The sequence below is a fragment of the Hoyosella subflava DQS3-9A1 genome (assembly GCF_000214175.1).
Lineage (GTDB): Bacteria > Actinomycetota > Actinomycetes > Mycobacteriales > Mycobacteriaceae > Hoyosella > Hoyosella subflava.
In genome coordinates, this window is the sequence record NC_015564.1 from 1,357,835 (window position 1) to 1,381,882 (window position 24,048).

A 24,048-nucleotide genomic window follows, 5' to 3' on the forward strand; every position below is an offset into this window, starting at 1 on the left:
GTTATCGCAGTGGCCGCCCTTTCCAGTGCGCGCTGCGTCCGTGCGATTGCCGGATCGAGTCAGCCAGCAGCGCGACGAAAGCCAGCGCTGACAATGGGTGCAGGAGACACTCTGCGACGCGCGCAGCCCCCGGGCGGCGGCCGTGTTCTGTTTGGGAACTCGCGAGCCTGCTGGTCACGGCGGCTAAATAGCCGATGAATCCGAGACGGCGTGCAGAGCCGTGGCCGAAAAGCGCGACCGCAGGCGGTACCAGGTAGGCGAGCACTGCCAGCGCCGCAACGACGATTGATCCGCCGGTACTCCCGAATGCAGTGCTGAGCCACCTTCCGTATCCTGCGGAGAGTTCGCGCCGCGACGAATACATGCGGCAGCGCACATGGGCCCTGCCGCTGACCAGGACGGTCCGGTACTGGCACCGCCGCAGATTCCGTGCGATATTCAGATCTTCGGTGAGGCTTGCAGCAACCTTGCTGTGCCCGCCCGCGCGGAGGTACGCCTCCCTTGTGAACGCGAGGAACTGGCCGCACGCGACAGCGGTAGATGGTCTTAAGCTCCGATTGCTTAGCGCGATCGGCATCGTCGTCATCCACGACCAAGCCAGCAACGGCTGAACGAGCCTCTCAGCACACGACACCGCCCCTTGCGAAGGCCACACGCTGACCAGCCCCGCCTCGGTGCTGCGGAGCGCTGTCGCAGCGCGGGCGAGCGCTTCAGGTCCGAGCCGGACATCGGCGTCGATGAATATCAAGATCTGAGCGCCCGCGTGCAGCGCTTCTGTGCTCATCGCCGAGCATGCGGCCTGCTTACCCAGCCAGCCTGGTGGAGGTTCCTGCTCAGAACGCTGGATGCTGAAGCGCGTGTCATCTGCCGCCGCAGCGATGGCTGCATCGAAGGTCTTGTCGGTAGAGCCGTCGTCGACGATGAACACTCTCATCCCCGGCACGCCACGCTGAGCACGAAGGTCGTCGATCAACAGCGGGAGCGTCCGCTCCTCGTCTCGCGCCGGAACGCAGACGGCGACCGTACCAGCATGGTGTTTCGGACGGGACCGCTGCAACGCGCCCCCATTCCGTGCCGGACGGAAGTCTCTTAGTTGAGGGGTCGTGCGCATGTTGACGAGCGCGGTAGCCGCTCCAGCCACGGAGAGTGCGGCTCCAGCGGCTGCCACGCGATACGTCCAGTTGGTTGGCGGCAAATTAGTGTACGAGGTCGCTCGGCTTGGGGGACCGGTCCCGGCTGAACCAGGCCAATGCCCCGACGATGACTGCTGCAGCAACACTTAGCGCGATCATCAGCCCGGTCCAGCCCGCGAAGCTGCGCGTATTCGGATCTGTGTACGACGTTTCAGCGCGCAGGGAAGTGAGATCTCCCGGAGCCGGAGTCCAGACGACAGATCTGTTAGTAGTCATCTCCCCATTGGTTGTTGTGATGTTTGATGGGAAGCTCACAGCGAGCGTGACGGGGGAGCCGTCAGGGACATTGCGCAGGTCAGCGCGCCCAGTCATGGTGACTACGTTACCGGAGCGCGTAAATCGCAAATCGAAGCTGCCGGGTGCGTCAGACGCGAACTGCCCCAATTGCCGGAAGTCAGTGAAACTCAAATCGCTGAAAATCAGCTCACTGCCAACGTAGCCCTCATCAGACCAGCGCTGGACGCGCGCGCGTCCATAGAGCGAATCGGGCACACGCAGTTGCGGACCTTGATCGTTCTCTTCCGTGGGCTCTTGCGCCACGATTATCCGCCCGGATAGACGATCATCCTCGCTCAATCGGATGTTCGCATCCGTATACAGGCATCCAGTCGTCAGCAGCAGGACAGCGGCGAGCAGCAGGCTTGCTGGCGCAAACCGGCTCCACCTGGGCGATCGCATCTTGTTTCGCAACGGCACTCCGCTATCGTGCCAGGTCTGACTCGCTGGTTGCGCGCTGACCTGCCGAGCGGCCCCGAATCCGTGGCCGCGATTGTGCCGTTCGATAAAGCCAGAAGAGCAGCGGTACGCCCGTAACAGCCATCCCGAGCAGGCCAAACGATGCGGAGATCTGCAGGCCCGCATCGGGAAAGCGGGCATGGAGGAAAACTGCATGGGCGAGCGCGGATCCGAGCCATGTCCAGAGGAAAAGCGCGAGGGGGACGGCATCGGCGCCGAGTCGCGCCCACCGGTCAGGCGGCTCGGAACCAGGATCAGAACGAGCTGCGGCAACTTCGAGTGCTATCGCGATCACAGTCGCGACAAGCAGCCACCCGGCAAAGTTCGTCAGCGGTATCTGTCCGGCGCCTGGCAACACCGGCCCGCTCGCACACCACGTCCAGTAACCCATCGTGACCATCTGGGGATCCAGATAAAGGTCCCAGGCCGTGATCGTCACTGCCACCAGCGGGACCCGCACTGCGGCCCGCCGCAAGCCGTGGTGACCCGAAAGAAGCGCAGAAACCGCGCACCACACGGGGTAACTACCTGCCGCCCAGGCCAGCGGCACCACCAGCGGAACTCCGGCAAGGTGCGGACCCAAGCGATCGAGCGCGTACTCGTAGCAGCCGAAGGGGAAACCCGTAGCGACTCCCAGAGCTTCAGCCGCGAATCCGACCCCTGCCGCTGACAGCAGGAGGGTGACCATAAAAATCGCACCCCGCGTTACCAGCGCATGGGCCAGCGCTGCGGCAGCAAGGAGGACGACCACGGCCGCGGTAACGGCGTCAAGCAGGGCTCCCTGTGCGAGTGGAAACACGATCTGCATCCCGATCGCCGCAGTCGCAAGGACCACGGCGATACGCATCAGCGGGGCCATGTGAGCCCGCGCCGCAGTCGTCTTGGCAGCCGTGCGTCGTGGATTGCCAACCGCGCAGCGCTTCGCCCGCTGAATCCCGAGACACCACCGCCGGGGTGGGTGGACGCACCGGTGAGGTAAACGCCAGGTGCGCCCGGCACTTTCTGGCCGGCGAGGGCAGGAACTGGCCGCCACATCATCATCTGGTCCAGTCCCATCTCGACGTGCATCACGTTCCCGCCAATCAGTCCTAGCTCGTCGGCAAGCCCCTTCGGTGTTTGTACATGGCGATCGAGGATGGACCCTGAAAAGCCGGGCGCAAAACGCTCGAGCTCAGCCTGAATACGGTCTGCTTCGCGGTCTGCCAGTGTGTCCCAGTCTTTTTCACGGGGACTGAACGGGTGCCATTGGGACCAGAGTGTCAACTGATGTTCTCCCGGCGGCGCGAGCGAAGGGTCGATAGCGCTGAAACTCATCGCGAGGGAGACGGGTCTAGGAGGGAGTTCGCCTGCCAGGGCAGCTCCGTGAGCTGCCCTCAGATGCGCTCGATCGGTCGCCAGTAGTTGCAGGCTGGCGCCTATGACCGCCGCATCCTCGTCCACGGTCGGGTATATCGGGAGCGTTCGCGCTCGCACGCGAACAGCCATTCCGATGCCGGGGCCCACACGGATTCGCTTCCGCCAGTCGGCCAGTCTGGCGCCGTCAAATTTGCCTTCAGCCAAGAGATCTAGGGTGGTCAGGACGTGGCACCCTGCAATCACGACAGGTGTGCGAAGTTGCGTGCCAGATTCGGTCGTCACCGTCCACCCGCCGTTGTGCTGTGCGAGGGAAACGGCGGCGTCACCGCACGTGATCGATCCTCCGTCGGCCTCGAGGCGGCGAGCCAGTGCGGCTGTCAGCGCCCCACTGCCGCCGACCGCGCGCCCAGGCGGGAGGACGTGCATCAGTGCGGCGAAACCCACCATCGGCGCAGTTCCCGGCTCGGACATTGGAGGGCCTGATTGAGCGCCGAACCAGGCCAAGGCCGCCTTGAGGCGCTCATTCGTGAAGAACTCGTCGAGTACCGCGTCACCAGGTGAGAGGAACTCGCGTGAGAGTTGTGCGGGGTCACCACCGCTGTCGAGGCCCCAGAATGACCGCAGGAGGTGCGGCCCCGAGGGCGGGGCACTGAACGCGCGCATGACGTGGCTGCTCCGCGGGGCCCAGACTTTGACGAACTCTCGGTAGGCGCGTGCGTCACGGGGTGAGCATGCGCGTGCGATCGACTCACATGTGCGGTCGAGATCGCGCCAGAAGACAATGCCTCTGCCACCCGAACCGGGCTCAGCTGGAGCAAAGCCCCAGGGGTCGCAGTCGATGTATCGCAACCCGTGCGAGGCGAGGTCGAGTTCCTCAATGATTCCGCTGTGACGGATCATCAAATGTGCGGACGATCCGCGGTCAACACGATGTCCGGGGAACCGTTCGACCGTCGAGACGGCGCCACCGATAACGGTGTCCCGTTCGATCACCCGTACCTCCCACCCCGCGCGTGCGAGGTAGCATGCTGCAACGAGCGCATTGTGTCCTGACCCGACGACGACAGCCTCACTCACGGTTTCTGAGCGTAGCTGCTCAGAGCGGAAGCTCCCGTCCGAGGACAGCAAAGGGCCGAGGGTCGCCGTCAAACTGAAAATGCCGTAACACGTCGGCGAAGCCGAGCCGACGGTAGAGCCGCCACGCGCGATTGTCCTCCGCACCGATTTCTGGTGTGGATAGCAGCACCGAGTTCTCCGGCCTGGCATCGAGCAGTGCAGTAATCAGTGCCTGACCCACGCCCATGCCCTGCGCGTCAGGGTGGACGTGGAGTTCGGTCAGTTCGAAGTAGTTCTCCAGTGCGCGCTCCGCGTTAAACTCGCCCTGCCCCGACTCGAGGGCGGCCCAGACCTGCCGGTACCACCACTGGCTGGGGGCACCCGAGTAGCCATATGCGATGCCGACAAGCGGAGCACGGTGCGGCGCGAGCTTGCTGACCCCGCGGAGCGGGTCGTCTGGTTCCAGGACTGCCGCCACCGCCTTCCACCCTGGTCGCAGGGCATGTTCCGCCCACATCGGGGCCCTGCGACGGGCGACTGACGGCGGGTATCCCATCGCCGCCACATAAATCTGGAGCGCCTCATGCATTCGTTCGCGCAGCGTGGCGGGCGAGAGCTCGATCACGGTGCTCACATCAAGTGCCACATTTCTCGGTATCCGCTCCTCGGCTTCGTCAGAAATTGTCAGGGGGTATAGCTATATTGAATACGTCGAACAGCTGTTCGATACGGCGGCTGGTCTGTTCGAGGGAAGCGACGCAGGCCAGCCCGCCGAAAGTTAGGTACGGCCCCGCATCAGTCTGCGGGCCCGCGCTGTTAGGAGGATGGATGCGCTCACAGATGAGCCCGGCGCCCTGTGTTTCGCGCCCTGGAGCCGGTGTAGCGGCAGCGCGAGCGCGTGACCTGCTGCGACGGGCGGATCAGCTCCACGCGGAGTCAGTCAGCGAATGTAGGGCTGACGACAAATTCCGCGCCGCTTATCTGGCGGCACTTCGGGGTGCGGCAACAGTGCTGGCACTGTATGACAAACCTCAGCGGCGAGGCCGTAGGACGAGAAACGCCTGGGTTCTGCTGGAAGGCGTCTCTGAAGAATGGGCGCGCTGGAGCGGGGAGTTCGCCACCTATTCGCGTCGGCGAACAGCTTTCGAGGCAGGGATCGCCTCAGCCACTCTTGCGGAGGCAGACGGTCTCTGCCAATTGGCTGGTGAGTTCCTTGACGTGGTTCACGAGACGGTGTTTGGACTGCGTGAGCCAGGTGCGGCGTGAGGAAGTTCCCGGCGTTCCGTCCCCAAATCGACGTCCAGGACTCAACTGAACGAAAGATGCGGCAAACCGCACAGCGATCTGTGTGGTACGGGATGAGAAGTGCACTTATCATAGTGGTAGGTTCTTGCAAGAGTCAGGAACCCGCTGCGCCGTATGGTGTGGCGGCCACCACCAAGTGCGGGGGAGGGACCGTGCCACTCTCCGAGCACGAGCAGCGCATGCTCGAACAGATCGAGAGCGCGCTCTATGCCGAGGATCCGAAGTTCGCTTCGCAAGTGCGCACAGCAAGCACTCGCGGTGCATCTCCGCGTCGGCGACTCCAGGTCGCTGCGATCTTCTTGCTGGGGCTTGTCCTGCTGATCGCCGGGGTTGCGCTGCCGCTCAAGTTGGGTGATTTTCCCATTCTGAGTCTCGTCGGCTTCCTGGTGATGTTCGGCGCAGGAGTCTGGGCGCTTGCGGGTAACCACCAGCGCACAGCAGATGGAGAAGGCCAAGAGGCCTCAACGGACTCCGGTGCTTCTGGCAAGCAAGGCGGCAAGAAGCCGCAGCCAGGAGCGCGCAAGCCCCGGGGTTCATCCGAAAGTTTCTCGAAGCGGATGGAAGAGAGATTCCGGAAGCGTTTCGAGCAATAGCGGCTTCTCATATGTAAAGAGGGTGTGGCTCCCGGCCGGGAGCCACACCCTCTTTGCTTGCGCGGTATCGCTCCACAGCATCTCGCGGACGTCCCCCACATCTCCCCACCCGAAGCCCCATTGTTCGCGGTGCTGTAGTCACCGCACACCCCGAATACTGACCACACACCGCTGCAGGCGGGTCTTGGCCGGTAAAGAGGGTGTGGGCTGGGGAGCTCTGCGGTAACGGGGAGGTCGCGGGCTGGACTCGATTTGGGCCAAGGTCCCGTAACGGTCTGAACGCCCCCACCTTCTCCCACCTCGTGTATCAGGCTAAATACGCCCACACCACAATGAAACACCCCTGTTATCGATTGCTGGTGGGGGAAAGTGGGGTAACGTGGTGCGCGGTGGAACGTACCCAAGTTCCGCTACTGGTCTCTCGGGGCGGAGTAGGAGGTGTCGGAATGTTTCTCGGCACCTACACGCCCAAGTTGGACGACAAGGGTCGGCTCACATTGCCGGCGAAGTTCAGGGAATCGCTCGTGGGAGGTGTGATGGTTGTTAAGGGGCAGGATCATAGCCTTGCCGTCTACCCGCGCGCCGAGTTCATGGAGCTTGCTAGGAAAGCGGCATCTATCTCGCGCAGCGATCCGCAGGCACGCGCGTTTATTCGCAGCCTCGCTTCGGGTGCGGATGAGCAGCATGTTGATGCTCAAGGCCGCATCACGATCTCCTCAGCTCACCGCAAATGGGCGGGGCTCGCGAAGGACTGTGTCGTCGTCGGCTCCGTGGACTTTCTGGAGATTTGGGATTCCGGATCGTGGGAGGAATATCTCTCGGAGAACGAGGAGGACTACTCGCAGGCTCGTGACGAGGTGCTCAAGGAGATCCTCTGACGTGTCGAAATCAGGTTCGCTTTCAGCGCTCGCCAAGGCCGCCTTGGGCCGGGTGTTACGCGGCCTCTGCCCGGTAGAGCCCCTGGCGTACTTCCCCAACGCCAGGTACTCCGTCCGGACAGAGCCCACGTGGCATCCCCCGATGTTCGGCAAGGTTGCCGCCCCGTGACGATCACCGTAGGAGCTGTCATGACCGATGAGATGCCCGGGCGTCCATCTGAGGGGCAGCCGAAACATGTCCCGGTGATGGCAGACCGCGCGGTCGAGCTGTTTACACCAGCGATCACCCAGCGAGCTGCGGACGGTACTGGCGCTGTCCTGGTCGATGCCACCCTGGGCCTCGGCGGACATGCAGAACGGTTCCTGCGGGATTTCCCGGGTTTGCGAGTTGTGGGTCTGGATCGCGACCAGCGCGCGCTCTCCCTATCCAGGGAGAGACTGGCGGCCTTCGGAGATCGCGTGACGTTCGTTCATACCCGTTTCGACGGGATCGTGACTGCCCTCGACCAAGCTGGTTTGGCGCAGTCCGAAGCTGTCGACGCAATTCTGTTCGACCTTGGTGTGTCATCCATGCAGCTCGATGAGAAGGGCCGCGGGTTTGCGTATTCGATCGACGCACCCCTCGACATGCGCATGGATACCACCACCGATTTAACCGCCGCGGATGTATTGAACACTTATTCGAGAGGTCAACTGGCTCGAGTGCTGAGCGTTTACGGGGAAGAACGCTTCGCTGGGCGAATAGCGTCGGCTATCGTGCGGTACCGCGAACAGCAGCCCTTCACGACGAGTGCACCACTGGTGGAGTTGCTGTACGGCGCCATACCCGCGGCCGCGCGACGGACCGGCGGGCATCCTGCGAAGCGCACTTTCCAGGCGCTGCGTATTGAAGTCAATGGCGAGCTCGATGCACTCGAAAAGGTCATCGAACCAGCCTGTGCAGCGCTCGCAGTGGGCGGTCGTGTCGCCTTCATGTCGTACCAGTCGCTCGAAGATCGCATTGTCAAAAGAGAACTTGCGCAGCGCGTGAAGTCTCGCTCGCCTGAGGGTCTACCAGTTGACCTGCCCGGAACTGGCCCTGAGTTTCGGTTGCTGACGCGTGGGGCCGAACGTGCCTCGGAAACGGAAGCGGCAACAAATCCACGTTCAGCGCCGGTACGGCTTCGCGCTGCCGAGCGGATCGCAAGGAGATCGCAATGACGACGACGCTGACCCCTACCCGGCGCGGCAATGACCAGAAACGAAAGAACGGGCGCCCGGGAGCACATGGGATGTCTCCGGCTGCGCGCCGCGCGTATGCGCGCCGCTCAACCAGGCTCGGCAGTCCTGACGGCGGAGCGGCCCGTTTTGATATGCGGGAAAAGGCGAGTCGTATCCCGTTTGTGGCGCTGATCATTGCGATGCTAGTAGGCGGACTCGCGCTCACCTTGTTGCTGTCGACACAAGCGGCGCAGCAGGCGTATCAGATCACTGAGGCGAAGATGGAATACAAAAAGCTCGCAGAGGAGCGCGAAGCGCTGCGCCGCGACGTCGAGCGCGGCCGTTCCGCCCCGGAACTCGCCCGCCTCGCTTCCGAAGAGGGAATGATCCCAGCGCCTGACCCTGCGTATCTCAGGGTTGCTCGCGACGGCTCGGTGAACCTGATAGGCGAGCCACGGGTTGCGCAGGGTGCACCGCTTCCGCCGTTCAACATCGACCCCCAGCGCCGTGACCTGACAGGCCCGCTTTCCGGATCTCCGGAACGTGAAATCGAGGTGGCGATACCGATTCCGGTGGACGAACTGCCCGGGCCAGAGATGACTCCGCAACTCGGTGAGAATGGTGAGCCTTCGGAGACGCTGGTGCCAGTGGGTGGGGAGCCAGATTCCGACGAGCCGACGGACCTGCCGTGAGCCCATCCCGGTCGCGACGGCAGCCAGCGAAGCCGGGGGCACGCGTGTACCGCTTCCGTGTCGCTGGATTCGTCATGTTCCTAGCAATCGGGCTCATCGTTGTTCAGCTCATCAATGTTCAGGGCTTCTCCGCGCCGCGCCTTTCCGCCGAGGCCGCCATGCAGCGGACCGTATCCTTAGTCGACCCCGCCACACGGGGGCCGATCGTCGATCGAAATGGCAACGTCATCGCCTTCACCACAGAGGCACGAGCGTTGACCTTCCAGCCGCGCAGGGTCCGGGAGCAACTCGAGACCGTGGCGGAGAATGATCCGACCGCACCTGATCCGGACGCGCGGCTTCGAGAAATCGCGAGGGGTGTCGCGCGTGCGCTCGACGATCAGGTGACGGAACGGACACTTCGGCGCCAGATTATGAGCGACGAGACGTTTACGTACCTCGCTCGCGGAGTCGACCCCGCTGTTGCCACGGAGATCCAGGAGGACTTCCCTGAAGTCGGCTCCGAGCGCCAAGACATCCGCCAATATCCAGGCGGTGCACTTGCAGCGAACATCGTGGGGTCCACGGGGTGGGACGGACACGGCCTGATGGGCCTGGAAAAGGCAATGGACGCTGAACTGGCGGGCCAGAACGGATCGCGCACCTACGACCGCAGCGAGGACGGCGCGGTCATTCCCGGTAGCACCCGCGATGTGTATCCAGCCGTCGACGGATCCACTGTCGAGTTGACGATCGATGCGGATATTCAATTCTTCGTCCAGCAGCAGGCACAACTCGCCAAGGATCGCTCCGGAGCGCGCAACGTGTCAGCTGTCGTGATGGACGCACACACCGGCGAAATCCTGGCCATGGCGAATGACGGCACATTCAACCCGGCGCTTGGCCTCGGCGCACCGGAGAACAAGGTTTCCGAGCTCGGAAACTTGTCAGTATCGACACCATTCGAGCCGGGTTCGGTGGCCAAGCTAGTGACGGCTGCCGCCGCCATCGAAGACGGTCTTACCACGCCCGATGAGGTGCTTGACGTCGACGGCCGCATCAATATGGCCGGGGTGACAGTGCGTGACGCCTGGGAACACGGGGTGGTGCCTTACACCACTACTGGAATCTTTGGTAAGTCCTCCAACGTAGGCACACTGCTGCTCGCGGAGCGAGTCGGTGAAGAACGGTATGCAGAAATGCTGTGGCGCTTCGGGATTGGGCTGCCAACCGGAATTGAACTCCCTGGCGAAAGCTCGGGTATGGTACCGCCGCTGGATCAGTGGGGTGGCGGCACATTCGCAAACCTGCCTATCGGGCAGGGTCTGTCGATGTCGCTGCTTCAGATGACAGGTATGTATCAAGCAGTCGCGAACGATGGTGTTCGAGTCCCGCCTCGCATCATTCGGGCATCGGTCGATGCGTCCGGGAACCGCACCGAATCTGAGCGACCTGAACCGGTGGAGGTAGTTAGCGCGGAGACTGCCGAGATCGTTCGGGACATGTTCCGCAGTGTCGTCCAGCGCGACCCGATGGGGTATCAGCAGGGCACGGGGCCCCAGGCAGCTATCGAGGGATACCAGGTTTCCGGAAAGACCGGCACCGCGCAGCAGGTCGATCCGAATTGCGGGTGCTACTCCAACTCGACTTATTGGATCACTTTCGCTGGGATCGCCCCGTCCGATGACCCGCGCTACGTGATCGGCGTGATGCTTGATGCGCCGGTCCGCGGGGTCGACGGCGGCGGCGGCACGTCAGGGGCGCCTCTATTCCACAATATCGCCTCGTGGCTGCTGCAGCGGGAGAACATTCCGCTGTCGGAGGACGCCGGTCCCCGGCTCGTCCTCGACACCAGTGCGCCATAAGGGGCAACGTGCCGACCGTAAAGCGAGATTCGCGTGTATTGTGCCGTGAGCCTGTGAAGCGCGCGGCGGGCCGGTAACGTTCGCCGTAGCTTATGGCCAGCTACGACGCTGTGTTCGGGGCTGCATAAATGTGGGGTGCTGCAGCGAAGTGGGAGAGGAGTGGACTGGTGCCAATCGGACAGGCAGCGGGCGGACCAGGGGAGGAGCCGTCGTCTCCGCGACCGTCGACCTTGCCCCCAACTCCTCTTTCCGAGCTGCTTGTCGTGTCAGGTGCGCGCGCTGCTGCGGGACCGCCCGTCGAGGCGAAGACTGTGTCAGGTGTGGAGCTGCGAGCCCAGCATGTGGTCGATGGAGACCTCTTCGCCGCACTTCCTGGTGCTCGAGCACACGGAGCTTCGTTCATTCCGGGGGCGCTCGCACGCGGCGCCGCTGCCATTCTCACGGATGAGGCTGGCCTAGCGCACGTCAGCAGTGACATCCAGGTACCGGTGCTTGTGCATGATGAGCCCCGCCGGATTCTGGGCGATACCGCCGCTCGCATCTACGGCAACCCATCGGACAAACTTCAGCTGATCGGCATCACGGGGACGTCAGGGAAGACGACAACTGCATACCTCATCGAAGGTGGTCTTGTGGCTGCCGGACTCCGCGCAGGACTGATCGGCACTGTGGAGACGCGCATTGAGGGGAAACCGGTCCCGAGCGCGCTGACTACGCCCGAGGCGCCACAGTTACAGGCTTTGCTCGCCGTCATGGCGGAGCGGGGAATCGACTCTGTGGTGATGGAAGTGTCGAGCCACGCGCTTGCGCTGGGCCGCGTCGACGGATGCCACTTCGCTGTCGGCGGTTTCACGAATCTGTCGCACGATCATCTCGACTTCCATCGCGACATGGAAGATTACTTCGACACGAAGGCGCGTCTGTTTGTCGCAGAATCACGGGTGAAATGTGAACGTGCGGTCATCTGCGTAGATGATGATTGGGGCCGCCGGATGGCGGACTGCGCCGAGGGCGACGTGGTAACAGTATCCGCTGATGGTCACCCGGCTCAGTGGCTCGCTCGCAGCGCTCATGTGGTGAGTACCGGAGTGCAGGCCTTCGCAGCGGAACGCAGTGACGGTCGGCAATACGACGTGACAGTCAGGTTGCCCGGCAGATACAACGTGGCGAACGCGCTCCTGGCGCTCGCGATCCTGGACGCTGCTGGCGCGAATACGACCCAAGCGGCACGAGGCCTAGCGGATGTTCAGGTTCCCGGGCGCGTGGAACGTATCGACCGTGGACAGCCGTTCTTGGCGGTCGTGGACTACGCGCACAAGCCTGGCGCGGTGGAGGCAGTGCTCGCTACCTTGCGCGCCCAGGCGCGGGGCAAGATCGCGCTGGTGATCGGCGCTGGCGGCAATCGCGATACCGGCAAACGTCAGCCGATGGGTGAGGCGAGCGCACGGGGCAGTGACGTTGTGATCATCACCGATGACAATCCGCGTGATGAGGATTCGTCGGCAATACGCGCGGAGATGCTCGCTGGCGCGCGACGTGTACCGGAGGCCGAACGCGCGGAAATCCAGGAGATCGGTGACCGCGCGAAAGCTATCCGAGTTGCTGTCGAGTGGGTCGCCGCCCATGGAATTGGCGACGATGTGGTTCTCGTGGCGGGGAAAGGTCACGAGACGGGGCAGGAGATAAGAGGTGTGAAGCATCCTTTCGACGATCGGCTTATCCTTGCCGACGCCATCGATGCTGCGCTGAGGAGCGAGGTAGCTGAGTGATCGCCATGACACTGCGTGAGGTAGCGGATCTCACGGGAGGGACGCTTCATGACGTGCCGGACGAGAACGCGGTCGTCACGGGCACAGTGGAGTTCGATTCACGCAAGGTAACGGCCGGCGGACTATTCCTAGCGCTGCCGGGGGCACAGGCGGATGGGCACGATTACGCGCGGGCAGCTGTGGATGCGGGAGCATGCGCGATCCTGGCGGCCCGCCCAGTCGGGGTGCCGGCTGTCGTGGTCCCGCCAATAGCAGCGCAGGACTCGAGTTGGCAGGGTACCGCGATGGCGCTCGAGCATGATGCCGATGGATCTGGTGCTGCCGTCCTTGCGGCGCTCGCTAAACTAGCCCGCGCAAACGTCGATGTGCTCACTGAACAGCACGGCCTCACAGTGGTCGGCGTAACGGGGTCAGCAGGTAAGACGTCTACGAAGGATCTGATTGCATCAGTCCTGAAACCACTCGGATCAACTATCGCCCCGCCTGGATCATTCAACAACGAGATCGGCCACCCCTGGACTGCACTGCGTGCCGGTATCGGTACGCAGTTTCTCGTCCTCGAAATGTCCGCACGCGGCCCGGGGCACATTGCGGCCCTGGCAGCGACGGCGCCACCCCGTATCGGGGTTGTGATCAATGTGGGTACCGCGCACCTAGGAGAGTTTGGTAGCCGGGAGGTAATCGCGGCTACCAAGGGTGAACTCGTGGAGTCGCTGCCTGATGCGGCCGCCGGAGGCGTCGCAGTCTTGAACGCCGACGACCCCCTCGTCGCTGCGATGGCGAAACGAACAACTGCCCGTGTGGTGTTTATTGGACAGTCCGGGAACGCTCATGTGCGCGCCACCGACGTTCGCCTCGATGATCAGGCTCGCGCGTCGTTCACGCTGACAGCTCCGCAGGGCGTTACTGAGGTGACGCTCGCGGTACACGGCGAGCATCAGGTAACCAATGCGCTGTGCGCGGCCGCGGTAGCACTCGAATGTGGGGCCACGGTCGACCAGGTCGCGGCTGCGCTGGGTGAGGCCAAGGCCGTCTCAGCGCGCCGGATGGACGTCAGTACCAGATCTGATGGCGTGACAGTGATCAACGACTCCTACAACGCGAACCCTGATTCGGTGAAAGCTGCGCTTAAGGCGCTGGTCACTATGGCTCGGTCTGGGAAGCCGTCGCGTCGTTGCTGGGCGGTCCTGGGGGAAATGGCTGAGCTTGGCGAAAATTCGGTGATCGAGCACGACGGGATCGGCAGGCAGGCGGTGCGGCTGCTCGTCGACCGGCTCGTAGTGGTGGGGACTGGGCGGCCATCGCACGCCATGCATCAAGGGGCCGTGATGGAAGGGTCCTGGGACAACGAGTCGGTGCTCGTACCGGATGCAGCAGCCGCGATAGCGGCACTGACCGCCGAGGTGAGCCCCGGAGATGTCGTGCTCGTGAAGGCATCACAGTCAGTAGGCCTGTGGACTGTGGCGGAGGCGCTGCTAGCCGGCGGTGAGAGCACTGACAGCACTGATACGGCGACGAGGACGGAGAGCATCCAATGACTCAGGTTCTCTACGCTGGGGGCTTCGCGCTTGCGGTGTCGATTCTCCTGACTCCAGTACTGATCCGCGTTTTCTCGAAGCAGGGTTTCGGTCAAGAGATCCGTGTCGAAGGGCCCCAGTCACACCAGTCCAAGCGGGGCACCCCATCTATGGGCGGCGTCGCGATACTTGCCGGGATTTGGGCGGGTTACTGGGGCTCGCACCTGGTGGGGCTGGGCATCGATGGCGAAGGGCCGACGGCGTCGGGAATGCTCGTGCTCGGTCTCACCACGATGCTCGCCGGTGTGGGTTTCCTCGATGACTTCATCAAGATCCGTAAACAGCGCAATCTCGGCCTCAACAAGACGTCTAAGCTCGTGGGGCAACTCGTTGCCGCTCTGGTTTTCGGCGGTCTGCTGCTGCAGTTCCGCAACCAGGACGATCTGACGCCAGGCAGCCCGCACCTCTCCTACGTGCGTGACATCACGACCATCTCGATGGGCGTGATCGTGTTTATGATCTTCGTGTACCTAGTCGTGACGGCGTGGTCTAATGCCGTCAACTTCACCGATGGGCTTGATGGGCTTGCGGCAGGTACCACCGGTCTGGTCGTCGGGGCATACGTCATCATCACCTTCTGGCAGTACCGGAACTCTTGCCAGGCAGATTTCGTGCCCGGCTGCTATCACGTTCGTGATCCACTCGACATTGCAATCTTGTGTGCCGCAGCCGCCGGTGCGTGTGTTGGCTTCCTGTGGTGGAACGCTGCGCCAGCAAAGATCTTCATGGGCGACACGGGGTCGCTCGCTCTGGGCGGACTGATCGCCGGTGTTTCGCTCACCACGCAGACCGCGCTACTGATGATCGTCGTTGGAGCAATTTTCGTCGCCGAGTTCCTCTCCGTCGTCATCCAGATCGCTGTATTCCGCACAACTGGGCGGCGTGTGTTCCGCATGGCCCCGTTCCACCACCATTTCGAACTCGGTGGCTGGGCGGAAACCACGGTGATCATCAGATTCTGGCTGCTCACAGCGATTGCATGCGCACTCGGCGTTGGCTTGTTCTACGGTGAGTGGCTTGCTGCCTCCGGGGGAGTCTCGTGACCCCTGGCGTTTCGCCCGCACCGCTTCCGCACGACTTCGCGGGGAGAGAGGTCCTGGTTGCGGGAGCGGGGGTCTCCGGCCTCGCTACGGTGCGTGCGCTGCACGCGATCGGTGCGCGCGCGGTAGTAGCCGACACGCGTGAGCATGCGCTCGAACCGGCCATCGAACAGGGGGCTCGCGGTCTTCTGCTCGACTCCGCCATGCCCCCAGGGAGGGAGATCTTCGAGGGGATCCGCCTCGTCGTGACGAGCCCGGGATGGCGGCCAGACGCCGATCTGCTAGCGGAGGCGACACGCAACGGGATCCCGGTCTGGGGTGACGTGGAGCTCGCCTGGCGGCTCGACCAAGCCGGAATATTCGGTCCGCCGCGGCGATGGCTTGCCGTCACTGGAACCAACGGCAAGACCACTACCACCACCATGCTGAACTCGATTCTTCGTGCCGCTGGACTCCACAGCGCAGCGTGCGGAAATATCGGGCGCCCGATACTGGACGCGATGATGGCGGGGTATGGCACTGATCTCCCTGATCTTCAAGCCCGAATCGATGTGCTCGCAATCGAGTTATCGTCCTTCCAGCTCTTCTGGGCACCCTCAGTGACCCCGGAAGCGGGAGTGATCCTGAACATCGCTGAGGACCACCTCGACTGGCACGGCAGCATGGATGCCTACGTCGAGGCGAAGCTGCGGGTCCTCACGGGCCGCATCGGCGTGCTGGGACTAGATGATCCCGTCGCTTCCCAATTGACTAACAGATCGATGGCAGCACGGACGATCGGGTTCCGTTTGGGTGCCCCCGAGCGCAACGAGTTTGGCGTTGCCGACGGTTACCTGGTTGATCGTGCATTCGGTGATGCTGCGGGCGTCCGGCTGGTGAAGGCGGACGAGGTACGGCCAGGAGGGCGGCCGGGCTTGCTCGATGGTCTCGCCGCGGCAGCGCTGGCCCGGGGACTCGGCGTAGCCGCGGAAGCGGTCGCAGAAGGGCTGCGTACCCATGAGACTGGTCCGCACCGCAATGCGAAGGTGGCGTCGCTCGGCGGCGTCACATATGTCGATGATTCGAAAGCGACCAACCCACATGCCGCGCTTGCGTCGATCTCGACGTATCCGCGCGTCGTGTGGCTTGCGGGAGGTCTACTCAAAGGCGCCAACGTCGAGGAACTCATTGCCGACGTCCGAGACCAACTGGTGGCTGCGGTCCTTATAGGAGCGGATCGCCGGGTGATAGCGGAGACATTAGCGCGACACGCGCCGGATGTTCCTGTCGTCGAGGTGTTCGCGGGCGACGATAGGTCAGTGACAGTGACGACGATTCAGAGCGGACGCGCTGGCACCCCTTTGGCAGCGCAGGAGAAGCGGTACGCCGCACCCGTGGACACTGACCTCGCCGATGCGGTCATGGCGCGTGCGGTCAACGCCGCCGCCGCGCTCGCACGGCGGGGAGACACGGTGCTGCTAGCGCCGTCAGCCGCGTCGCTAGACATGTTCCGTGATTATGGTCATCGCGGTCGGAGCTTCTCTCTTGCGGTGGCAGCGCTCGGATCTCCGCCAGTCCCTGGCGTGAAGGGTGTCGGGGACTGATGGCCCGTGCTGTTGGCGGGCTCGCTGGGTGGCGCACTGCCGTGGCTGCCAGGTTCGGCGCGTGGCTGAATCGTCCGCTCGCGTCGTTTCACCTGATCCTCTCGATCTCTGCGCTGCTGTCGATTCTTGGCCTGGTGATGGTGCTCTCGGCGTCGAGTGTGTCCGAGATCGGTCGCTCAGGGTCGGCGTACTCCATGTTCTTCCGCCAATTGATGTTCATCACAGCCGGCTGGATCATGTTCTACCTGGCGTTACGTACACCGGTCCGCGTCTTCCGCAGATTTGCGCTCGTCGCCTTCCTGGCGTCCACCGTGATGCTCGTGCTCGTGCTAATACCGGGGATCGGCGTGCTCGTCAATGGCGCTCGCAGCTGGTTCCAGTTCGCTGGATTCGCGTTCCAGCCGTCGGAGCTCGTCAAGATCACGCTCGCGATGTGGGGCGCCGTGCTTCTTGGCGACCGCGCCGTGCGTACACGCAGCATCCGTGACATGCTGATTCCGCTGCTGCCGGGCGCACTCGTGGTCTTTTATCTGGTGGCGATGCAGCCGGATTACAGCACCCTGGTCGTGCTGTTCTTCATCCTTTTAGGGCTTTTGTGGTTCGCGGGGCTGCCACTGGGATTTTTCGTTGTTGGTGTGGGTGCGGCGATGTCGGTCGCCGCGGTTATGGCGGTCGCTGAAGGCTACCGGTCTCAGCGACTGAGGGCCTTTTTCAACTCAGACGACGATCCCCTTGGTGCGAGTTATCAGGCGAGACAGGCAAAATTCTCGCTCGCCGATGGTGGTTTCTGGGGAGTCGGTCTCGGACAAAGCCGCGCGAAATGGGCATACCTGCCTGAAGCGCACAACGACTTCATCTTCGCGATCATCGGTGAGGAACTCGGATTCCTCGGCTGCGTTGCTGTCCTTGGCTTGTTCGCTCTATTCGCCTACACCGGTTTGCGTATCGCCACGAGATCGGTCGACCCGTTTCTCCGTATCTTCGTTGCGACGTCAACGGTATGGGTGATCGGGCAATCGTTTATCAACTTGGGCTATGTCGTCGGCCTGCTGCCCGTTACTGGACTGCAGCTACCCCTAGTCTCGGCCGGCGGGACCTCCGCCGTGATGACTCTGTTTATGTTCGGGATCATCGCGAATGCGGCCCGCCACGAACCGGAGGCGATTGCGGCCTTGCGGTCAGCGCCGAAGAAGAGCAAACTCTCGCGCTTCTTGCGCTTGCCCGATCCGGAAAAGTACGTGCCAGCGAAGCCCGTTCGCGGCGCACCTCGACGTGAAGCTTCGTACACTGCGCACTCATACGGTGATGTGCGTGCGGCCGAGTCGTGGGAATATGGACGCGCCGGAAGCCCCCGGCCCTATCCTGGGGGTCGTGCCCCCACGGCGGCTTACGGTTCTGCAACACCGGTTCCGCCCGAGCGTGAGTACCGGACCCGTGGGCGCCGAAGCACGGGCAGCAGTGGTATTGATGAAGGTCGTGGAGCACGGCGCGGCCAGCAGAATCGGAGCTCAGACGGAAATCGGTCACGCCACCCGGGGCACGGCGGGCGTTCCGGGGACAACCGGGATTTCAGGCGTGGTCGGTGAACTAGGTGATAGGGGTGCGTGGGAGTGACGGAGTCCAGAGTCCGATCGGTTTCGGTCGTACTGGCCGGTGGTGGGACTGCTGGCCACATTGAGCCAGCGATGGCGGTCGCTGACGCTCTGCGCAGCATCGACCCGCACGTCCGGATCACTGCGCTCGGAACGGAACGCGGCCTCGAAACGAAGCTCATTCCTGAGCGTGGATATCCCCTGAAGCTCATCCCGCCGGTGCCGCTGCCAAGAAAGGCCTCCCGTCAAATGTTCGGCCTGCCGCGTCGCGTACGCCAGGCTGTCAAACAGACACGGGCGATCCTCGATGAGGTCGAGGCCGATGTGATCATTGGTTTCGGTGGTTACGTGTCGCTGCCTGCGTATCTCGCAGCGGGGCCTGGCCTGCTGCGTCGCCGCCAACGTATCCCGATTGTCGTACACGAAGCGAACGCGAGCGCAGGTCTCGCGAACAAGGTCGGAGCCCGGCGAGCGTCGCGCGTTCTGACGGCGTTTCCGGAATCGGGCTTGCCGAACGGCGAGGTGGTCGGGATTCCCGTCCGGGCGGCTATCACCGGTCTCGATCGCGGTGCGCTGCGAGCTAAGGCGCGGGAGAGCTTTGGACTCGATCCGGAAGCGACGACGCTTCTTGTCTTCGGCGGTTCACAAGGGGCACGATCACTCAATGACGCGGTGTCCGCTGCCGCACCGGACCTCGCGGCAGCAGGTATCGGGGTGTTGCATGCTCACGGGCCAAAGAACTCTCTCGAGGTCCCCGCTGTTGATGTCGGCCCGCCCTATGTCGCTGTTCCGTATTTGAGCCGGATGGACCTCGCATATGCCGCTGCGGACGCGGTGGTATGCCGGTCGGGGGCAATGACTGTCGCTGAGGTTTCAGCGGTCGGATTGCCTGCAGTGTATGTCCCCCTGCCGCATGGCAACGGGGAGCAAGAACTCAATGCCAGGCCTGTCGTTGCGGCAGGCGGGGGGATAGTTGTGTCTGACGGCGACCTGTCCCGCGACCGGGTGGTCGATACGATCATTCCGATGCTGCAGGATAAGGACCGGTTGCGGCGAATGAGTGAAAACGCAGCTGATGCGGGACACCGGTCCGCGGCTGCTCAGGTAGCGAAGATCGTGATGGATGTCGCGAGAGGAGACCGCGCGTGACCGGACAGAGTCTCGATAGTCCCACTGACCTTCCTCCCGAACTGCAGAGAGTTCACATGATTGGCATCGGTGGCGCCGGGATGTCGGGCATCGCTCGCATTTTGATGGCTCGCGGAGGTGCTGTTTCGGGCTCGGATGCGAAAGATAGCCGGGTGCTGCTCGATTTGCGTGCGCGCGGCGCCGAAGTGCGGGTAGGTCACGATGCGGCTGCTCTCGATCTCATTGAGGGCGGCCCCACAATGGTGGTGAGCACCCAGAGTGCGATTCCAAAGACCAACCCCGAACTGGTCGAAGCGCAGCGCCGCGGAATTCCGACGAGTTACCGGCCCGACGTCCTCGCCACTTTGATGCGGGGGAGCACACCAGTGCTCGTTTCGGGTACACACGGAAAGACTTCGACGACGTCGCTGCTGGTCGTTGCTCTGCAGCACTGCAAACTTGATCCGTCGTTCGCGGTCGGTGGTGAGCTCAACGAAGCTGGCACCAACGCGCACCATGGCACTGGCGAGGTGTTCGTGGCGGAAGCTGATGAGAGTGATGGTTCGCTGTTGCGTTACGAGCCCGGTGTGGCCATCGTGACCAACGTCGAGGCAGATCATCTTGACTACTTCGGTTCCGCCGAGGCCTACGTACGGATTTTTGATGACTTTGCCGGTCGAATGCAGCCCGGTGGCCTGATGGTTGTGTGCCTTGACGATCCTGGTGCTGCCGCCTTCGCGGAACGCGCCGCGGCACGCGGCATCAGGGTCGTTGGCTACGGCTCGGGCGAAACGGTGCCGACCGGAGTTGAACTTGGCGTGCAGCTCATCAACTGGGAAGCGCGTGATGGCGGCGGCGCTGGCCAGATCCATATTGCGGGTGAGGACAGCCCTAGGGCCATGCGGCTCGCTGTACCTGGCAGGCACATGGCACTGAATGCACTCGGCGCGTTCCTCGCCGCCCGTGAGGTCGGGGCGCAAACCGACGAAATTCTGGAGGGGCTAGAGGGGTTTGGCGGTGTGCGTCGCCGTTTCCAGTACACCGGGCGTGAAGCAGGGGTACGTCTGTTCGACGACTACGCGCACCACCCCACCGAGGTTCGGGCCGTACTGTCCACCGCTCAGGACATGGTGGCGCAGGAGCACGCGGCTGACCCTGCGACACCTCCGGGCCGGGTCGTCGTCGTTTTCCAGCCGCACCTGTATTCGCGCACGCAGACCTTCGCGCCGGAGTTCGCTGAGGCACTCAGCATCGCAGATGAAGTCATCGTCCTCGATGTCTACGGTGCCAGGGAAGAGCCCGTACCGGGCGTCACCGGTGAACTCATCGCACGGCAGGTGGCGAAGCCCGTGTATTTCCAGCCCGATGTGTCGGAGCTTCCGCGTCAGGTAGCGAAACTGGCGAACGCTGGGGATGTTGTCCTCACGATGGGGGCGGGCGACGTCACAATGCTGGGCCCATCGATTCTCGACGCCCTGCGTGCGAAGCGGAATCATCTGCGGCCAGGAGCGTTGAACACCCGGGGAAACTCGGGGTAGCAGGTGAGCTCGAGAACAGCCCAGCGGCCACGGCGGCAGCAGCGGAATCCACGAGAGGGACGCCCCCGGCTGGCGCGCGGTAAAGTGATCCTGATCATCGTGCTCGCGGTGTCGGCGGTTGTTGGAGTGGGCGCGGCGGCGTATTTTTCGCCTGTTCTCGCGGTCCGCAGCATCGATGTCGAAACAGGCCCGACAGTTCCAGACGAGATGGTGCGGGCCGTAGTCGATGTCGCACCTGAGACGCCGCTGCTGCAGGTGAGCACGCACCATATCGCCTCTCGTGTGGCCGAACTGCCCAAGGTTGCTGAGGTGGCGGTGAAGCGGAGTTATCCGTCGACGCTACGAATCGTGGTCACTGAGCGTGTTCCTGCGGTGTTCTACGACAAACCGGCTGGGCCCCATCTGATGGATTTGTACGCAGTGACGTATGCGATCGAACCACCGCCTCCTGGAGTTCCTCGACTGGTAGTCGACGACCCCGGAGCGGACGACTCTGCGACGAGGTCTGCCCTATCTGTGCTCTCGTCGCTCGCGCCCGAGATGCGTGGGCAAGTCGTGGAAGTCAGTGCCGACTCGCCTGCCGACGTGCGTTTGGTGCTCGACGACGGGCGCACCGTGATCTGGGGCAGTTCGGAAGGCACCGAGCGTAAGGCCAGAGTCGCGAACGCCCTCCTTACGCAGCCGGGGCAGATCTACGACGTGTCCAGTCCAGATCTGCCGACAATCCGCTGACGTTTCCGGCGGTGCGACACGGTCAACGTTTCGCGAAGAAGAAATAACTGTGCAGTCTCGGCGCGCCTAATGGAGATCGTCTTGCGTCATGCCTAGCGTTTCCGAGCAGTCAGGTACTTGACATAACTCTAACCCTGTGGTTGAGGTTTAGAGTTTACAGTTTGAGTTCCCGGCCCCCGAAGGTCCACAAAGAACGCTGGTAGAGCAAGACACATGGAAGGCGAGAGCCCATGACGCCCCCGCACAACTACCTCGCCGTTATCAAAGTCGTCGGCATCGGCGGCGGTGGGGTCAACGCAGTAAACCGAATGATTGAAGCTGGACTCAAAGGTGTTGAGTTCATCGCGATCAACACGGATGCGCAAGCGTTGCTGATGAGCGACGCTGACGTGAAACTCGATGTGGGTCGTGAACTCACACGAGGTCTCGGCGCAGGTGCAGACCCCGAAGTCGGCCGTAAAGCTGCAGAAGATCACAAGAACGAGATTGAAGAAGTCATCAAAGGCGCAGACATGGTGTTCGTTACCGCCGGGGAGGGCGGCGGTACGGGTACCGGAGGCGCCCCGGTGGTTGCGAGCATCGCTCGAAAGCTCGGCGCGCTGACGGTCGGTGTTGTCACACGGCCGTTCTCTTTCGAGGGCAAGCGTCGCGGAGGACAAGCTGAAGCCGGCATCGCCTCACTGCGCGAGTCCTGCGACACACTCATTGTCATCCCGAACGACCGCCTGTTGCAGCTCGGTGACGCAGCGGTCAGCCTCATGGATGCCTTCCGCTCAGCCGATGAGGTCCTCCTCAACGGTGTGCAGGGCATCACTGACCTGATCACCACTCCGGGTCTCATCAACGTCGACTTCGCCGACGTCAAGGGTGTGATGTCCGGAGCGGGCACCGCGCTCATGGGTATCGGTTCATCCCGGGGTGAGGGGCGCGCTGTCAAGGCAGCCGAAGCGGCCATCAACTCACCGCTGCTCGAGGCGTCCATGGACGGTGCGCACGGTGTGCTCCTGTCCATCGCCGGTGGCTCTGATCTCGGCCTGTTCGAGATCCACGACGCTGCAAGCCTGGTCGAAGAGGCTGCGCACGTCGATGCCAACATCATTTTCGGAACGGTGATCGACGACTCTCTTGGTGACGAGGTTCGCGTCACGGTCATCGCTGCGGGATTCGATGGAGCCCCACCCGCCCGGAACATCCGTGACGAGCGTCGTGAACCGACACGGCAGGCAGCGGCACGGCCCGCCCCCGAGAGCACCCGGCGTGGCGCTCCTGAAGCCCCAGCGGGACGCGAGTATTCATCCTCACGGAACCGGTTCAGCGGCGATTTGCCTCCGATTCCAGCAGGCAATGGACGGCGCGGGGAGGCCCCTTCCCGGCCCGATCAAGTGCCCGCAGGATCCGGGCAGGGCCGCGGTCGCTACAACGACGATTTCGACGACGATTTCGACGTTCCGCCGTTCATGCGGTAACGAGCTTGGCCCTTCATCAGGGCCATAATCGGGGGGAGTTGATGAGGGGGCGAGATGCCAGTTCGGTGGAAGATCACTACACGGTCGGGTGGCATCTCCCAACCTCCTTATGATTCCCTCAATCTCGGTGTTCACGTCGGTGACGCACCTGACGCTGTTGCGGAGAACCGCCAGCGGCTAGCTGCGGAACTCGGGGTGCGTGGCGATCGTGTGATCTGGATGGACCAGGTGCATGGCACACACGTCGCAGTAGTCGAGAGCTCTTCTTCGGAGCCGCTTACCGAAACCGATGCGGTTGTCACCGCGAAGCCCGGCCTTGTTCTCGCAGTGCTTACCGCTGATTGCGTACCAGTACTGCTCGCCGATGAAACGGCATGTGTGATAGGGGCCGCGCATGCCGGAAGGGTCGGCGCGAAGAACGGGGTCGTGAAGGCAGTGATCGGCCAGATGGCCAGCATGGGGGCAGACCCTGGCCGTATCACTGTTCTTCTCGGTCCATCGGCGTGTGGCCGGTGTTACGAGGTCCCTGATGAGATGCGTGCCGACGTTGAGAGGTACCTGCCGCGGAGTTCGTCGACGACTCGGGCCGGCACCCCATCGATTGACTTGCCTGCCGGGCTCGAGCGGCAACTGAGAGGTCTGGGGATCCGTGAGATCCGGCGTGACCCCCGTTGCACGATCGAGGATCCGACGTTGTACAGTCACCGCCGCGCTGCGCCCACCGGGCGGTTCGCGTCGCTGATCTGGATGACGGGGTAACTGTGGATGGTG

22 protein-coding genes are annotated in these 24,048 nt (G+C 63.2%); 17 read left to right on the plus strand and 5 right to left on the minus strand.

What is annotated here, in order from left to right; genetic code table 11:
* Position 1: 1 nt before the first annotated feature.
* The 5 genes from AS9A_RS06345 to AS9A_RS06365 are packed head-to-tail and all read right to left on the minus strand — an operon-like array spanning position 2 to position 4,929.
* Positions 2-1,168, minus strand: a complete 1,167-nt coding sequence (locus tag AS9A_RS06345) for a glycosyltransferase (RefSeq protein ID WP_237707881.1) — start codon at positions 1,166-1,168, stop codon at positions 2-4.
* A gap of 28 nt (positions 1,169-1,196) precedes the next feature.
* Positions 1,197-1,889, minus strand: a complete 693-nt coding sequence (locus tag AS9A_RS06350; RefSeq protein WP_013806111.1) for an LppM family (lipo)protein — start codon at positions 1,887-1,889, stop codon at positions 1,197-1,199.
* A gap of 4 nt (positions 1,890-1,893) precedes the next feature.
* The gene (locus AS9A_RS06355) at positions 1,894-2,787 is read right to left on the minus strand and encodes a carotenoid biosynthesis protein (RefSeq protein WP_013806112.1); all 894 of its coding nucleotides are present in this window, start codon (positions 2,785-2,787) and stop codon (positions 1,894-1,896) included.
* On the minus strand, positions 2,775-4,361 hold the full coding sequence (locus tag AS9A_RS06360; RefSeq protein ID WP_041450916.1) for a phytoene desaturase family protein: 1,587 nt from the start codon (positions 4,359-4,361) through the stop codon (positions 2,775-2,777). The genes AS9A_RS06355 and AS9A_RS06360 overlap by 13 nt, the downstream gene beginning before the upstream one ends.
* A gap of 19 nt (positions 4,362-4,380) precedes the next feature.
* Positions 4,381-4,929: a GNAT family N-acetyltransferase gene (locus AS9A_RS06365; protein ID WP_083826662.1), complete on the minus strand. Its 549-nt coding sequence runs from the start codon at positions 4,927-4,929 to the stop codon at positions 4,381-4,383.
* Positions 4,930-5,168: 239 nt separating this feature from the next.
* Between AS9A_RS06365 and AS9A_RS06370 the strand changes: the two genes are divergently transcribed.
* From AS9A_RS06370 to pgeF, 17 genes are all read left to right on the plus strand, one after another.
* Entirely contained in the window at positions 5,169-5,606 is a 438-nt protein-coding gene (locus AS9A_RS06370; protein ID WP_013806116.1) for an SAV_6107 family HEPN domain-containing protein, read from the plus strand.
* 191 nt (positions 5,607-5,797) lie between these two features.
* Positions 5,798-6,238: a DUF3040 domain-containing protein gene (locus AS9A_RS06375; protein ID WP_013806117.1), complete on the plus strand. Its 441-nt coding sequence runs from the start codon at positions 5,798-5,800 to the stop codon at positions 6,236-6,238.
* Positions 6,239-6,684: 446 nt separating this feature from the next.
* Entirely contained in the window at positions 6,685-7,116 is a 432-nt protein-coding gene (gene mraZ / locus AS9A_RS06380; RefSeq protein ID WP_013806119.1) for a division/cell wall cluster transcriptional repressor MraZ, read from the plus strand.
* Between the two features lies 1 nt (position 7,117).
* Positions 7,118-7,285: a hypothetical protein gene (locus AS9A_RS24060; protein ID WP_158307348.1), complete on the plus strand. Its 168-nt coding sequence runs from the start codon at positions 7,118-7,120 to the stop codon at positions 7,283-7,285.
* A gap of 20 nt (positions 7,286-7,305) precedes the next feature.
* Positions 7,306-8,316 (plus strand): 16S rRNA (cytosine(1402)-N(4))-methyltransferase RsmH, encoded by a 1,011-nt coding sequence (rsmH, locus tag AS9A_RS06385; RefSeq protein ID WP_013806120.1) that lies wholly within the window; start codon positions 7,306-7,308, stop codon positions 8,314-8,316.
* Positions 8,313-9,008 (plus strand): hypothetical protein, encoded by a 696-nt coding sequence (locus AS9A_RS22610; protein ID WP_013806121.1) that lies wholly within the window; start codon positions 8,313-8,315, stop codon positions 9,006-9,008. The genes rsmH and AS9A_RS22610 overlap by 4 nt, the downstream gene beginning before the upstream one ends.
* Positions 9,005-10,852 carry a peptidoglycan D,D-transpeptidase FtsI family protein gene (locus AS9A_RS06395; RefSeq protein ID WP_407636564.1) on the plus strand — a complete coding sequence of 616 codons (1,848 nt, stop codon included), beginning with the start codon at positions 9,005-9,007 and terminating at the stop codon, positions 10,850-10,852. The genes AS9A_RS22610 and AS9A_RS06395 overlap by 4 nt, the downstream gene beginning before the upstream one ends.
* A 128-nt stretch (positions 10,853-10,980) precedes the next feature.
* Entirely contained in the window at positions 10,981-12,621 is a 1,641-nt protein-coding gene (locus AS9A_RS06400; RefSeq protein ID WP_083826472.1) for a UDP-N-acetylmuramoyl-L-alanyl-D-glutamate--2,6-diaminopimelate ligase, read from the plus strand.
* A complete protein-coding gene (locus AS9A_RS06405; RefSeq protein WP_013806124.1) occupies positions 12,618-14,159 on the plus strand; it encodes a UDP-N-acetylmuramoyl-tripeptide--D-alanyl-D-alanine ligase in 1,542 nt (513 codons plus the stop codon). The genes AS9A_RS06400 and AS9A_RS06405 overlap by 4 nt, the downstream gene beginning before the upstream one ends.
* Positions 14,156-15,241, plus strand: a complete 1,086-nt coding sequence (gene mraY, locus AS9A_RS06410) for a phospho-N-acetylmuramoyl-pentapeptide-transferase (RefSeq protein WP_013806125.1) — start codon at positions 14,156-14,158, stop codon at positions 15,239-15,241. Before AS9A_RS06405 ends, mraY begins: the two co-directional genes overlap by 4 nt.
* Complete coding sequence (murD, locus tag AS9A_RS06415) at positions 15,238-16,821, plus strand: UDP-N-acetylmuramoyl-L-alanine--D-glutamate ligase (RefSeq protein ID WP_013806126.1); 1,584 nt, start codon at positions 15,238-15,240, stop codon at positions 16,819-16,821. Before mraY ends, murD begins: the two co-directional genes overlap by 4 nt.
* Positions 16,821-18,407 carry a putative lipid II flippase FtsW gene (gene ftsW / locus AS9A_RS06420; protein WP_013806127.1) on the plus strand — a complete coding sequence of 529 codons (1,587 nt, stop codon included), beginning with the start codon at positions 16,821-16,823 and terminating at the stop codon, positions 18,405-18,407. Before murD ends, ftsW begins: the two co-directional genes overlap by 1 nt.
* Positions 18,408-18,425: 18 nt before the next feature.
* Positions 18,426-19,562, plus strand: a complete 1,137-nt coding sequence (gene murG, locus AS9A_RS06425) for an undecaprenyldiphospho-muramoylpentapeptide beta-N-acetylglucosaminyltransferase (protein ID WP_013806128.1) — start codon at positions 18,426-18,428, stop codon at positions 19,560-19,562.
* A gap of 56 nt (positions 19,563-19,618) precedes the next feature.
* Positions 19,619-21,079 (plus strand): UDP-N-acetylmuramate--L-alanine ligase, encoded by a 1,461-nt coding sequence (gene murC, locus AS9A_RS06430; protein ID WP_049793855.1) that lies wholly within the window; start codon positions 19,619-19,621, stop codon positions 21,077-21,079.
* Positions 21,080-21,082: 3 nt separating this feature from the next.
* On the plus strand, positions 21,083-21,811 hold the full coding sequence (locus tag AS9A_RS06435; RefSeq protein ID WP_237707882.1) for a cell division protein FtsQ/DivIB: 729 nt from the start codon (positions 21,083-21,085) through the stop codon (positions 21,809-21,811).
* 230 nt (positions 21,812-22,041) lie between these two features.
* Complete coding sequence (gene ftsZ, locus AS9A_RS06440; protein ID WP_013806131.1) at positions 22,042-23,277, plus strand: cell division protein FtsZ; 1,236 nt, start codon at positions 22,042-22,044, stop codon at positions 23,275-23,277.
* A 54-nt stretch (positions 23,278-23,331) separates the two neighbouring features.
* Entirely contained in the window at positions 23,332-24,036 is a 705-nt protein-coding gene (pgeF, locus tag AS9A_RS06445) for a peptidoglycan editing factor PgeF (protein ID WP_013806132.1), read from the plus strand.
* The last annotated feature ends 12 nt before the right edge of the window (positions 24,037-24,048 follow it).